Raw genomic sequence first — 14,254 nt, 5'->3', positions numbered from 1 at the left:
GCATATGTCTCCAAGCATTTTTTTTGATTTTCTTGCCAAATTGCTTTTTAATTTTGGTGCGAATTACTATACGAAAAGCAATGTTAATTCATATTTTGCACTTCAAAACAGACCCACTTAAATAAAACTGTGCTGCTTAAGTCAGGTTTTCATCTCCGTATAAACGACGAGTCGTTTGCTGTAGTTCCTGGATGACCGGTCAAAATCGCCTGTGCAGGTGACGAGATTCAACGTACTGCTGTGGCTGTATCCGAAGATCGATTTCAAGGGAGCGTCGTCCCATGGATATTCTTTTTTGCCGGTGACAACGAAGGTTCTGGATTCTCCGGCTTTGCTTGTCACGGTCAGTTCGTCTCCTTTAGAGAGCTTGTTCAGGTTGTAGAAAATGGCGGGGCCGTTCCGGCTGTCAACATGTCCACCGATGACGGCACTCCCGGGTTCGCCGGGTTTGTAGCCATTTTCATACCATCCGGTTTTTTCGAAACTTTCTGTGACGGCCATTTCCCTGTTCTTTTTTAATCCCACTGCCTCAACATCCGCCTTTAAATCAATTGCAGGAATTTCAAGGGTGGCAGGGACGATTCCGGATCGTTCATCCTTAATGATCGACTCTGCATAGGGGGAAGAACTGGTAGTGATGCTCGCCATTTGCTGTGATTCAGGTACTTTATCCTGTTGATGATCACTTTTCTTCACATCGGTTCCTGCGTTTGTGTTCATGCCCATTTCTGCATTGCACGCTGAAATGGGCAATAGTACAAGCACAAGGAGGACAGCTCTCATAATATATAGCATGTGAAGCCACTCCTTTCATCTTCACAAAAGAGGGGACAGACCTTGCCGGGGTCGTCCCTCTTTGCTTTCTCATTATTTATTTGCTGCGTATTTCTTCAGAGCCAGGACTGATCCGCCGGCAACCGCCATCAGGGCAGCCAATAAATATTCAAGCGGGAACTCATCCTGATCGGCTGTTCCACCCATCCCAGTGTTAGGCATTTGAGATGGCATATCGTGAGCGAACTTATCCGGATATTGATCGACAATCGCGGAAGAAAGACCCTTTGCCGGGTTAAGCATATGTTCGTAAGCCATGCGGATATCTTCAAATGACTTCTCGTATTCTCCGGCAGCATAGCTGTCAAAAGCTCCTATTAATTGATCGACATGCATTTGCAGACCTTCTGCCAATGCATCAGATTTTAAACGGCCGTCAGTGGCAGTTTCCAGAAACTTGGAGAAGTCAGCACGGTATCCGTCCAGATTTTTCAATGCTTCATCTTTGCCTGCCTGATCGTCGGCACCAGTAGCTTTTACATAATCGACGAAGAATCCAATATGGTTACTCCACATTTCTTTGAACTGATTCCCTGCTTCTTCGCCATATACAGAAGCAATGGCTGCTGCCAGGTCTTCGGTGTTCGAGTTCAATGCGTTTACAGACGCTTCAAAGTCTTCAGAACCGTCGATTCCGTTTTGCATGGCCATTGTTGCAAGTGCAGCATGTTCGGTCAGATAATGGTTGAGAGTAGCCCTCAAGTCAGCTGCAGGTGTGACGGCCATGGTATTTTCGAATTTATCCGGATACTGATCGGTGATCGCACTGGATAAACCTTTCGCTACCATATGCATATGCCCGATTGCTTCACGCTCATATTTATAGGCTTTCTCGTAATCTCCTGCCACATAGCTGTCAAATGCTCCTACCAGCTGGTTCACGTGCATTTGCAAACCTTCTGCCAGGCTGTCAGACTCTAAACGCTCGCCTGTAGCAGTTTCAAGGAATTTTGAGAATTCAGCACGGTAGCCGTCCAGATTCTTGAGTGCTTCATCTTTGGCTGCCTGGTCGCCTGCTCCGGTTGCTTTTACGTAATCAACGAAGAAACCGATGTGCTCACTCCACATTCCATTAAATTGATTTCCTGCTTCTTCTCCGTAAACGGAAGTGATGGCTGCTGTCAGGTCCTCAGTATTGGCGCTTAAGGCAACAGCCGCAGCGTCGAAGTCTTCCGATCCTTCTGCGCCTCTTCTCATTGCTTCGACTGCTAAGTATGCGTGTTCACTTAAGTAATGCTGAAGTGTCGTTCTTAAATCGGAAGCCGGTGTTACGGCTGTCGGGGAGTGATCTTCACCCTTATGGGCGAATGCGGTACCTGCTGCCGGGATCATCAGTGACATGCTTAACGGGATGGCTAAATAACTTTTTTTGAATTTCATTGGGGTATCTCTCCTTTTGTTTTAATATTTTCATATAGCTAACGACAAAAGTTTGAGGTTGGATCACTATTTTTTGAACTTTTTTCAGCACATTATAAAAACCCGGCAGAAATGATCTGACCGGGTTGATAAAGATTTAAAAGAATACGCGCTTTCATCGTCCATAGTATCCGTAGTGGTAAGGAGAGATATGGCAATAGGGGGGAGAATAATAATAGTAAGATTGTTCTGCGGTATAGTGGTTCCTGTTTTGCGTATTGCAATGATTGGGAGGGCCGATGTAGGTGGCAGGCTTCACATTGGAAGTGACGGCATTCCATTGGTTTTCATTCATGCAATACGTGTGGGCCATGACGTCGGAAGGTGTGAAGGTCAGGATATCAGAGCCCAGGATGACTTCAGGGTTGGGGGCGTCAAAAATGGCCAGCAAATGGGTGTAGTCTTCATCGGCCACTTCGTAATGCCACCAGCCTTGTGGAATGTTCACCACTTCTCCCGGTGAAGCGGAATAGGTGAGCAATTCCCTCGTGAATGGATTGAGCAGCGAGACTGTGATCCTGCCGGAAATACAATAGACAAGTTCAGCTGCATTTTGATGATAATGAGGCTCCACGACGTTACCTTTACTGAGGAATATGTCGAGTAGGGACGTTTTTTCCAGCGTATTCAATTGCTTTTTGCCAAGGATGTTGATCAGATTATGAGCATCTTTTGTAAACAGGTTATGATCGTTCACACTTCCAAAAAACTGTACAGAAGGAGATGTATAGTCAGTTGCAGCAGTCATTTGTTCACCTCTTTGGGTACTTTTCTAGCTAGTGTATTCTAGTGCATGGGATGGGTGTATGAGACGGGAGAAAAGTCAAAAAGAAAAGTGTTAAAAAAATGCCCGGACAGGATGCCGGGCATTCGTTAATCGTATGAATTATAGTTGTGACGCTAGTATGATTTCTCCCTGTGGAAGCTGGCTGTTTGCATCAGGCTCCAGAGTGATCGCGACCGTATCCCAGTCTTTCTTGACGAATTCTTCGTTCAATTTAAAGACGACTGAACCTTTTCCATCATCGCCGGTCACAAATGTACCAGCCCGCTCCGGCTTGTCATCTTTGATGAGCCATACCTGGTACACTTCTTCCTTGGTTAAGTTCTCCAGCTGTGAAGCCTGCACGACAAGGCTTGATTGTTCGCCCTGTTTGATAATGCTGGCCGTTCCTTTGGCATTGCCTTTCACGGCGGCGAGCTCAACATATTGAGTGACCTGATCGATAGTCGCCTGCTCCGCAATTTCTTCTTCTTGCTCGATCTGTGTGTACATATAGGCATTTCCAAGCAAAGAAAGAGCAAGTACGGCAGCTACAGAAGGGAATATCCATCTCTTACGCGGTTTTTCTTTTCGTAATGGAGTGACTGAGGATGCCTTGTCTATACTGGCAAACACACGGTCTTCCAATCCTTCGGGAGGGTCAATGGGCTCAGAAGCATAAGGCAGGAACTCATTCAGGTGCTGAAGCTCATTCAATGCTTCACGACAGTCAGAACAGCTTTCCAGATGCTTCTCGAACGATGCTTTTTCAACATCATCAAGATGATGATTGAAATAATCAAGTAAGTAATTACATGGCTGCTGAATCATTCCGTTCCCCCTCCTTTCCCTTTAAGGCAGCTGTGCAGATGCTTCAATGCCAGCCGGATTCTCCCTTTCACAGTTCCGAGCGGTGTGTCCGTGCTATTGGAAATGGACTGTTGTGTCTGTCCCTTGAAATAAAATAAATGGACCATCCGCTGCTGATCCTCTTTTAAAGCACGGATACAGTCCTGGATCGCTTTCCCTTTTTCCTTCCATTCCACGATGTCGGCAGGCGTTTCATAACTGACCTGCAGCGAATCCTTTTCAATATATTCAACGGACTCATGCTTCTTACGTTTGCGGAGAGCATCTAAGCTTGTGTTCCGAGTCATCGTCAATAACCAGGAAGAGAACTTTCCCTTAGATTGGTCGTAAGGAGAGTGCTTTTTCCAAAGTTTCAGAAACACTTCCTGAATCACTTCTTCCGCAATCTCCTTATCGCCGGTCATTTTATAGGAAAAAGAATAAATGAGCTTTTCGTACTTTCGATAAAGCTGGCGCAAAGCAGATGAATCTTTTTCACTGACTACCTTATGGTATAAATCAATATCCCTGACATGCTGTGACATAAATTGCTCCTTCAGTATGACGTAAGAAAGTTAAGGATACTAAATAACCCCATTTAACTCAATTCTAAAGAGCTAACGTAAAAAAAATCAAATTGGATCATATTGGTTTGAATTTTATAAAAAGAGGGTAATATAGTAACGGATTCGGTTTTCGAATACAAAAACTAAATTAGCTCACCAATTAGCAGTCCTATTCGCAACTGAATTAGACTGCTTCTTTTTGTTGATATATGTAGGGATTAAAAAACATACGGTAAATCTACCCTGAATTTCGAACCCCTTTTCACATGGTGTCAAAAGTTATTGTCAGCATGAAAATTCACATGCTAATCGTTATACCAATTGGTGTGCTACGAATGCTAATTAACTAGCAGGGGGTGGGTGTTGATTTTTAGAGACAGATAAATGAAGCAGACACTTTTTCATCCTTCATTGTGAGTAACCTCTGATTGTTTAAATAAGGGGAGTTTTTCCCGTTATCCTTCAGAATAGGGCTTGGTTCGGGGGATATAAGGGGAGATTTTCCCGTTATGGCAAGTAAAATGGTCCATTTTCATGCTTTTAGGGTAAATAGGGGGAATATTTCCCTCTATTCACTCTGTTTTTCGTGCTGTTTCCTCAATAAGAGGAGTTTCTTCCCTTATTTTAGTAGCTTATTTTCTGGATATTCATATTTGAAAATCGGTAACCAGTGCTTATCTTGGAATAAAAAATGCTTGGAGCATATGTTTCCAAGCATTCTTCTTTTTGATTTTCTTGCCCAATTGCTTTTTAATTTTGGTGCGAATTACTATACGAAAAGTAAGGTTAATTCATATTTTGTACTTCAAAACAGACCCCCCCTAGTATTATAGCAGCTGTTTTTTTGAGGAGGGTTGTAGAGTAAAGACAAACGAACCCCCGAACGCGTTCGGGGGTTCGTTCCTTTACGTATTATTTTACTTTTTGCAGTTTGTGGATGACAGTTAATGAACGTCCCGTTCCGATTGCAACAGATTCCAATGGATTTGGTGCAAGGTGGACAGGCACGACGATTTCTTCGCTCAGCCAGTCTTGAAGTCCGTTCAGCAGGGATCCTCCGCCTGTGAGGATCACACCGCGGTCTACGATGTCTCCGCTTAGTTCAGGAGGACAATTCTCGAGCGTTGCACGGATGGTTTCAAGGATATGCAGCAGTGATTCTCTTAGAGCACTTTGAATTTCATGGGAAGTTAATGTGATCGTTTTCGGTAAACCAGTGACCAGGTCGCGTCCGCGGATTTCCATGGAGCGTTCTTCATGATCAATCAACGCATGGCCCACTTCGATTTTAATGTTTTCTGCCGTTCTTTCACCGATCAGCAGGTTGTAGCGTTTGCGTACGTGCTGAATGATATCGTCGTCCATTTGGTCTCCGCCGATGCGGATCGTGTTGCACGATACCACGCCGCCGTAAGAGATGATAGCGACTTCTGTTGTTCCGCCGCCGATGTCCACGATTACGTTTGCAACAGGCTCGTCAACAGGGAGGTCCGCCCCGATTGCAGCCGCAACAGGCTCTTCGATAAGAGTGACAGATTTTGCCCCGCTTCCACGTACGGCATCCTGGATCGCTCTGCGTTCTACACTTGTCGCACCGGATGGTGTACAAACCACGACGTTTGGCTTGCGGATGGAGAATCCAAGCTTTTTACTCGCTTTTTTCATGACTTGTTTCAACATTTCGGTTGTTACATCAAAGTCAGCGATCACGCCGTCTTTCAATGGGCGGACTGCCACGATTTTACCAGGGGTCTTTCCGATCATGTTTTTGGCTTCTACGCCGACTGCTAATACTTGTTTATTTTCTGTGTCGATTGCGACTACAGACGGTTCGTTTAAAATGATTCCTTTATTTTTACTATAAACTAGAATATTTGCGGTTCCTAAATCGATCCCGATTTCAGAGTTTGATAACATCAATATTCCTCCAACTATAAGAATTCTACACACTATAACCTTCTATATAGTATAGGAGATTTCTGTCGGATTTGAAGGTGGAGATATTTACCACCGACATAATGTTACAAAGTATGACAAGGATCAATGGACACATCCTGTGATAAAAGGTATGTACAGAGCGATTTTAAATACCTATATACGTATATATGGATCTTCGGTTTGATTACCTTCGTTAAATAAATTTAAACGTTCTGTAACAAATGAACGGGTGCAATTACGACTAGTAGAATGGTGACAGCCATACTTAACAGGGAAAATATAGTAATGTTTTTTGAGGGACAAGTATAAAAGGCAGGGATAGAGTGATAGAAAGATTGATAGCCAAATAAGAGGCCGGACATTTCTCCGGCCTCTTACGGTTATAGTGTGAACTTTTCCAGTTCCTTTTTCATTTTAACAGTCATGGCATTCAGTTCTGATACCTGTTCTGTCATCTGCTCGAAGTAGCGAAGCTGTTCTTCTGTTGAAGAATAGATTTCTTCTGTTCCGGCAGCTGTTTCTTCCGTGATTGCCGAGATGTTCTCAACCGCAGCGATGACATTGTTCGTACGCTCGTTTGAAGCTGTCATCCCTTGTTCAAGTTCTGATAGTTTTTCATAAATAACAGAGACATTTCCCGCTATTTCTTCAAAGGAGCTTTCAGTAACAGACATGGACTCTACCTGGCGGGTGGACAAAGAACTGCCTTTCTGAGAGGCTTCCATGATCGAATGAATCCCGTGTTTGATGCTTCCGACCATATTCCCGATTCTTTCCGTAGCAACCGACGAATCCTCGGCAAGCTTGCGGACCTCTTGAGCCACGACTGCAAAGCCTTTTCCTGCATCACCTGCTCGTGCCGCTTCGATCGCTGCATTAAGTGCAAGAAGATTCGTTTGTTCGGCAATGTCTTTCACTGCAAGTGCAGCCTGCTCGATTTCACCGGTGTACTGGGCAAAGGATTGTACGGATTGTTCAATCGAAGAGGAAGACTCAGCGATGGAATCGGCAAATTCCTTTTGCTTGATCAGTGATGTTCTTCCGTGCTCGACGGATTCAAGTGCGACCTTGCTGTTAGCGGAGGATTCCTGGCTGCCGCGGACATTCCGGGCAAAATCCTCACCCATCACTGCCATCAATGAAGCAGTGGACTGTACATCCTCTGAAATTGCCTGGCTGCCCTTTGCCAATTCTTCTGTCGAAACAGCGACCTGGCTGCTGCTTTCAGACAAGTTGGCCATCTGGACTTGTACATCCCTGGTGAATTGTTCGACGTTCACTCCGATGTCATTTACGGATTGAACCGTATTGCGAAGGTTTCCGACCATGTGTTGAAATGCTGATTGCAATTTATTCACTTCAAATTTACTATCCTTATGTCTGCTTTCTTCAAACGTGATCGTCAGGTCCCCGTTGGCAATTCGTTCTGCATTATGGACCATCGCATTCAGCGGTTTCACAATCCGGTTTGAAAGAATGATAGAGGCAGCGACAGATAGGATGATGGCTGTCAGGAAGCCGATGACAGTCGCCCACACAATGAAGGTGATTTCCTGCTCATTCTCTTTTAATAAATTTTGATACCAGTCATTCGTTTGTTTGTTTAATAGATACATATCATTCAGGACACCAGAAATCCGCAGAGATTGCCGCTTGATCTCAGCTTTGCTGTTCGCACTCAATGCATCTTCGGAGGCTGACTTCAGCTCTTTGAATTTCGACTTTATGACAGCCAGTGTTTGTTCCTGATTCTCAATAAAGATGATTTTTTCCAATTCATCAATTTGTGAAGCAGTGTCCGTCAATAACGTTTCCACCATTTGTTTATTCTCATCAGTGGAATTGACGGAGTAATTGGCAAGTGCCTGCTTTGTGACGATGAGGTCGCCCCTCAGCTGTTCGGTTTCTAAAAGGATCTGGACATCTTCATTCGCTGAGCTTTGAAGAGAGATTAATTGTGAAACGATGTATCCTATTATGATGGTTGATAGAATCAGGGGGATGAACCCCAATATCATTAATCTTTTTTTCAGTGCCATGTAACATTAACTCCTTAGGCGGGATTATTGCATCTTTATCGTGACTTCTCCCGAAATGATCTTATCTGTTGCATCTTTGATCTTCTTCTTTTCATCATCTGTCAATTCAGTGACTCGGACAGGAGCAAGGCCGACTCCATCTTCCTTTAAGCCGAGTTCAAATGATGATGCTGAAATCTTTCCTTCTGATACCAATTCTTTTGTGAGGTTAAAAACAGCGATATCTATCTTTTTCAACATCGAGGTCACAACCGATTTTTCAGCGATGAAGTATTGATCGGAATCGACGCCGCCAGAATAGATGCCTGCCTTCTGGGCAGCCTGTATCGCTCCGACCCCGGTAAATCCGGCTGCCGGGTAGATGAAGTCTGCACCTGCATTAATCTGTTTGTTGGCAATATTGCTTCCAAGAGCAGCATCACCGAAGTTATTCGCATTGTCTTTCAGGATTTTAATCGAAGGATTGACATACTTCGCACCTTGCTCAAAACCCTTTTCAAAACGATGGATGACCGGAGCATCCGCACCGCCAATGAAACCAATTGTATTCGTCTTGGTCTTCATCGCTGCCACCATGCCGACAAGAAAACTGCCTTCATGTTCCTTAAATGTGATTGATGTAATGTTATCAAGTTCCGAAAAGCCGTCGATGAGAAGGAAATTCTGCTCCGGATGCTCCTTCGCGACTTTCTCGAGCGCATCCTGAATGGAGAAACCGAGCCCGATCACCAGGTCATGATCCTGATTGACGAGTTCCTGAAGAGCCTCTTCGAAGTTTCCGTCCGGTGCCTCCCTGTAATCAAACAGGATCCCCAGTTCATCCCGAGCCCGTTCAAGACCGCGGAATGCTGAATCATTAAATGATCCATCCCCGAGACCGGTGTCAGAAAGAAGGATCCCGATCGTTTGTTTGTTTTCATTACTATTTTGCTCAGATGAAGAAGACGAGCAGCCGGCTGCCGCAAGCATCATCACCAGCACAATCAATATGAACTTTTTCAATATAAACCCTCCACTTAATGGTAAAAATAGACGCGTACTTGTCCGTACCTTTGTAATATCGGAGGAGGGCGGAGAAATGTTAGCTTGGAAGGAAAAGTGGGAGTATTTTGAAAATTGGTGAGTGAATAGGGATGGAGTGTGGTGGGGCAGTATCTGAGTCGAGGTGTGTCGAAATTCGAAGTGAAATCGTTAGTTCAATCATATAATCCGGATTTCGCTCATAAAATGAGAATTTCGCTCATAAAATGAATATTTCGATCATAAACCAAAAATCTCGCTCATAAGCGGGCACTGAATTCTACATGAAGCTGGTTTGGAGATCAGTTTTGATATTTTAGAGGGTGTGTGAATACGAAATCGCGCGTCATGCAGAAAAACAACATAAAAAGAGATGCTCATCATAAGCATCTCTCGTAATAACTAATATGCATTCCTGAAAAACTCCGCCAATTCCTGGCTGTGCTTTTTACGGGCTTTCCGGTGCTCTGCACGGCTCTTCGCCGTTTCGTTGAGCCATTTTTCTTCCTCTGTTTCCGGGACGACCTCCGGGATCACCACAGGTTTTCCCCCTTCAATGGCGACAAACGTTAAAAAGGAGATCGCTGCGACGTTCGTTTCACCTGTCAGCAGGACTTCTGACATGACTTTGACGCCGACTTCCATGGAGCTGCGACCGGTGTATGTGACAATCGCTTCGAGCGTCACGGCGTCGCCGACTTTGATCGGCTGTAAGAAATCGACTGAATCCGTGGAAGCGGTGACGACCGGTTTGCGTGCGTGACGGGTGGCCGCGATGGACGCGACGTCGTCGATATATGCCATCAGCTTTCCACCGAATAACGTACCGTGATGATTCGTGTCCGGTGGAAGAACATGCGTGGTTTTGCTCGTTTTTGTTTCTTTCATGAATTTCTGTTCTCTCATTTCTTTCACCTTCCGTCCAAAATAATAAACGTACACTACCTTTTACTATTCACCAAAGAGGCAAAATAGAAACATAAAGAGAAATATTTCTTATTGATGTCATCCTTCAACAAGCAGAATGTGAAAGATGTGCTTGCACGTGCTCTATTCGACTTCTGCCTAAACAGGGTACAAATCTCTTAATCGTAAGAAAATAGCCTTATAAAAGGCTGCTGACCATGATCGCTGTGATGAAACTTGCCAGAGTACCTGCCCCGATTGCTTTTAAACTCAATTTTGAAACGGTCGGTCGCTGGGAAGGCTCTAAAGAACCCAATCCGACGATCAGCTGGCCGATTGACGACAGGTTTGCGAAGTTGCATAGCGCAACGGAAAGGATTGCCACTGTTTTCGGCGACAATTCGTCGATCATTCCTGAAAGCTGATCATAGGCCACAAATTCATTGACGGATAGTTTTGTCCCGATGATCGAGGCTGCCCGAAATGCCTCATCCACTGGTACCCCGATCAATAAAGCGAGAGGGTAGAAGACATACCCGAATATGGTTGAAAGGTCTGTATGAACGAGACCGAGCAGACCATTCACTAGCGCGAGCACGCCGATGAAGGCGATGAGCAATCCCCCGATATTGATCGCCAGCTGCACTCCGCTGATCGCTCCTTCGGAAATGGCTTCAAATATATTGGTATGGCCCGTCTTTCCTAATGAAATATTGCCGTTCGTCTTTGATTCTTCTGTTTCCGGCTCCATGATTTTCGACATCACCAGCGAAACAAGCGGAACACTGAATACAGAAAGAAGCAGGTACTTCATTTCAATGCCCATCAATGAATACCCGATCAAGATCGCCCCGCTGGCAGAAGCGGTTCCGCCTACCATGATCGCGAATAGTTCGGATCGCGTCAATTTTGCCAGATACGGTTTGACAAGGAGGGGTGCTTCTACCAATCCGAGAAACGAATTCCCGATTGCATTGAACGATTCAACCTTCGTCGTGCCAAGGATCTTACCCAATACGATACCGATATACTTCACGAACAGAGGGATGATGCGTAAATAATAGAGAGCAGAAATCACCGCCGAGATGAAAATGATTGCTCCAAGCACATTGATCGCAAATACGAATGTGATATTGCTTCCTTTTTCGAAGAAACCGCCAAAGACGAACATGATTCCTTCGTTACTGTAGTCGATGACCTTTTGGACGCCGAGTGCCGTTTTCTTTAGCAGTGTCTGACCGAATGGTACTTTTAGAACGAACAGAACAAGCAGGAATTCCAAGGCGATTCCGATTCCGATCGTCTTCCACTTGATTGCGGAACGATTGCTGCTCCAGAGCCAGCCAAGAAACAATACCCCCGCCAAAGATACTAAACCCAATAAGATATCCATACATAAGCCCTCCATAATTGAACTATCACAATACGAATTCTTATACCTTGAAGAGACGACATCTGATGTCAGACCTCTTGATGGGCAAAATAAAAATGCATGCGGACTTTCTCTGATAACAATAAAGAAAGCCTGGATGCATTTATCTTAAATAAATGAAATGACTTTCCTTATAGTCCGGCAATTTACGGGCGCCGGGTAGAGACTAATGGTCCATATCACCATCGTTATATAAGGAATTCGTATGAGATTTTATAAAATATGTTTTTTACTCTAACATAGCCGGGAAGTCCGGAACAATGATTATTTTAAAAGAAAATGCTTACATGGAAATAGTCTTTCTATTCTACTAAATTAAGAAAATTCGCAAGGGAAGATTCTCATGAAAAAAGGGACGGGCCTCTATTCCTAAGACCGGGTCTTAGGAACGGCGGCCCGTCCCTCTCATTCTATTATTTAGTACGTTCTAACAGGTTTGCAAGAACGTGTTTTTTGTATGATTCAACTTTACGTTCCTCGTAGCGGCGTACGCCTGCTTTTTTTAGTTCTTCCACGTACCAGCCTTTGCTTCCTCTATGCATCTGAAACATCCTTTCTTTGCTTAGTATTGATTGGAATCTCCGACTAACTCGGGTAGAGAGTGACGATAAGATCGCTTACGGTTGTACATTGTAACATCTGAGTTTTTTCGTTTAAAGGGGTGAGCGGGAATTTTTCGGATTCGGGCTTTTCTGAAAATTATTTTTGAGGAGAATTCATTTTTTTATAAAAAAAGTAATCCAAACAATTCTTCCCTTAGCTTTATAAAATGTTGAATTTCTTTGGAGAGGTTTTGCTTGTGCAGTACCGCGTTATGGGGTGCCTGGCACAATCAGGCGTTATGGTGCCAGGCACAGATTGATGTAATTGTACCTGGCACCAACTGGCGATTTTGTACCAGGCACAATTAGAGGGATTTGTACTTGGCACCAACAACCTGACACCTTTGTTTAAATACGCTGCAGTCCGAGGATGGTTTTGATTTGGGGCTGTAAGGAATGAAGAAAAGGAATGACCCATTGCGGTTCATTCCTTTTTTCGTCTTGAAGTCCCTATTGAACGGCCTTCTTCAATTCAATTTCTTCCTTCTCGAATCTCTCAAACATGACATAGAACAAACCTGCGCTGATCAATGCAAGCAGCGACAGGAGGATGAACGTCCAGTCATAACCGACATAGAGCGAGAGGGTGATCGACAGCGGGGCTATCGTCCTTGCAATGGTAAAACGGAGACTTGCCGCCGCAAAGTATTGCCCTCTCATATGTTCCGGCGCGAGCTTTGAGACAAAGCTCTGCTGGATCCCTGCCGTCATGAGTTCAGCGAATGTGAAGACAGCCATCGCTGCAATGAAGATCCAGACGGAGCTTGACTGCCCGAACATCAAGATTGAAACGGCATAAATGACGGATGACAGGATGAACACATTCCGCTCCCGGAATTTGGTGATCCAGCGTGTGATGACAACGGTCAGAAGCGCCACCAGGAATCCATTTTCAGACAGGATAAGCCCGAAGATCTGCTCGCTCACCAACGTCAATGACCAGTGACCGATACTGAACAGGGTAGCCTGATCCATGACATCTTTAATATAGACTGGAATCAACAGGTCGAGCTGCATGAATGTCTGTCCGACCAGGACTCCTGCAAGAATGAATAATAAGAACGTTTTATCGTTGAAAATGACGCTGTAATCCTTGAACTGATCACTCAGGACACTGTGCCAGGCTTTCTTTTTACCTTCCGTCACGAGCAGCTTGCTGTGATCGGCAGGTGCGGTTTCCCTCGTCATTTTATATAAAAGAAATGCGAGGCCCATACAGATGACGGCAGCAGCCAAAAGCAGCTGGAATCTGTAATGAACGTAGAATATGCCGCCAAGGATCGGTCCGACGACCACGGCTATGTTGATGGATGTGTAGAAGATCGCGAACACGTGGCTGCGATCCTTCTCATCGACCACATCTGCGACCATCGCCTGACTGGCCGGCCAGTAAAACGAACCGAAAACTCCCACTAAACTGAAACAAATGAATCCGATTAGTGCAGAATCAAGCCATGGTGAGCTCGCCAAGCCGAAAATTAAAAATGCAAACCCCTGACCGAAAGCGGAAATCACCATCATCGTCTTCCGTCCGAATCGGTCGGCGCAATAACCTCCCATCAGGTTGGCCGCGACCGCGAATACTTGAGAAAGAACCAATAATAGTCCAGCCGTCTGCTTTCCGAATGCCTCTGTAAAATAGATTGTAAGAAACGGAAAGAATATCCAGAATGTGATATTGATCGCTGCTTCCCCAAACAGACGAACCTTCAGGTTACGGTCCCAATCACGAATTCTCATCTATTTCTCCCCCCTTTTGAAAATCATAGATGAACTAGAATATCATAGCTCGATATAATGGAATAGACAAGATGGATTTACTGGAATTTACAAATTTTTTAAAAAGCGTTGGGTAGAAACGAAGTCATCTGAATATGAATACTGTA

At 44.6% G+C, this 14,254-nt stretch carries 12 protein-coding genes and 1 riboswitch; all 12 genes read right to left on the bottom strand.

Annotation, left to right across the window (positions count from 1 at the left end; translation table 11 throughout):
* Positions 1 to 141: 141 nt before the first annotated feature.
* The 12 genes from V6B33_RS17930 to V6B33_RS17875 all read right to left on the bottom strand — a co-directional run bounded on the left by V6B33_RS17930 (position 142) and on the right by V6B33_RS17875 (position 14,108).
* Positions 142 to 795 carry a class F sortase gene (locus tag V6B33_RS17930; RefSeq protein ID WP_334219055.1) on the bottom strand — a complete coding sequence of 218 codons (654 nt, stop codon included), beginning with the start codon at positions 793 to 795 and terminating at the stop codon, positions 142 to 144.
* A 72-nt stretch (positions 796 to 867) separates the two neighbouring features.
* Positions 868 to 2,214 (bottom strand): copper amine oxidase, encoded by a 1,347-nt coding sequence (locus V6B33_RS17925; protein WP_334219054.1) that lies wholly within the window; start codon positions 2,212 to 2,214, stop codon positions 868 to 870.
* Between the two features lie 154 nt (positions 2,215 to 2,368).
* Entirely contained in the window at positions 2,369 to 3,001 is a 633-nt protein-coding gene (locus V6B33_RS17920) for a cupin domain-containing protein (RefSeq protein ID WP_334219053.1), read from the bottom strand.
* 138 nt (positions 3,002 to 3,139) lie between these two features.
* Positions 3,140 to 3,847 carry an anti-sigma factor gene (locus tag V6B33_RS17915; RefSeq protein WP_334219052.1) on the bottom strand — a complete coding sequence of 236 codons (708 nt, stop codon included), beginning with the start codon at positions 3,845 to 3,847 and terminating at the stop codon, positions 3,140 to 3,142.
* Entirely contained in the window at positions 3,844 to 4,410 is a 567-nt protein-coding gene (locus V6B33_RS17910) for an RNA polymerase sigma factor (protein WP_334219051.1), read from the bottom strand. Before V6B33_RS17910 ends, V6B33_RS17915 begins: the two co-directional genes overlap by 4 nt.
* Before the next feature lie 933 nt (positions 4,411 to 5,343).
* On the bottom strand, positions 5,344 to 6,348 hold the full coding sequence (gene mreBH / locus V6B33_RS17905; protein ID WP_334219050.1) for a rod-share determining protein MreBH: 1,005 nt from the start codon (positions 6,346 to 6,348) through the stop codon (positions 5,344 to 5,346).
* Between the two features lie 401 nt (positions 6,349 to 6,749).
* A complete protein-coding gene (locus V6B33_RS17900) occupies positions 6,750 to 8,408 on the bottom strand; it encodes a methyl-accepting chemotaxis protein (protein ID WP_334219049.1) in 1,659 nt (552 codons plus the stop codon).
* A 24-nt stretch (positions 8,409 to 8,432) separates the two neighbouring features.
* Complete coding sequence (locus V6B33_RS17895; protein ID WP_334219048.1) at positions 8,433 to 9,410, bottom strand: BMP family lipoprotein; 978 nt, start codon at positions 9,408 to 9,410, stop codon at positions 8,433 to 8,435.
* A 420-nt stretch (positions 9,411 to 9,830) separates the two neighbouring features.
* Complete coding sequence (locus tag V6B33_RS17890; protein ID WP_334219047.1) at positions 9,831 to 10,334, bottom strand: acyl-CoA thioesterase; 504 nt, start codon at positions 10,332 to 10,334, stop codon at positions 9,831 to 9,833.
* A 199-nt stretch (positions 10,335 to 10,533) separates the two neighbouring features.
* On the bottom strand, positions 10,534 to 11,727 hold the full coding sequence (locus V6B33_RS17885; protein WP_334219046.1) for a NupC/NupG family nucleoside CNT transporter: 1,194 nt from the start codon (positions 11,725 to 11,727) through the stop codon (positions 10,534 to 10,536).
* 153 nt (positions 11,728 to 11,880) lie between these two features.
* Positions 11,881 to 11,982, bottom strand: a riboswitch (purine riboswitch).
* A gap of 197 nt (positions 11,983 to 12,179) precedes the next feature.
* Positions 12,180 to 12,308, bottom strand: a complete 129-nt coding sequence (locus V6B33_RS17880) for a YflJ family protein (protein ID WP_071619527.1) — start codon at positions 12,306 to 12,308, stop codon at positions 12,180 to 12,182.
* A gap of 510 nt (positions 12,309 to 12,818) precedes the next feature.
* Positions 12,819 to 14,108 carry an MDR family MFS transporter gene (locus tag V6B33_RS17875; protein WP_334219045.1) on the bottom strand — a complete coding sequence of 430 codons (1,290 nt, stop codon included), beginning with the start codon at positions 14,106 to 14,108 and terminating at the stop codon, positions 12,819 to 12,821.
* Positions 14,109 to 14,254: the final 146 nt, after the last annotated feature.

This window comes from Mangrovibacillus sp. Mu-81 (assembly GCF_036867415.1).
Lineage (GTDB): Bacteria > Bacillota > Bacilli > Bacillales > Bacillaceae_B > Rossellomorea.
Note: the sequence above shows the minus strand (reverse complement) of the source record. Positions and strands in the feature narration are given on the sequence as shown.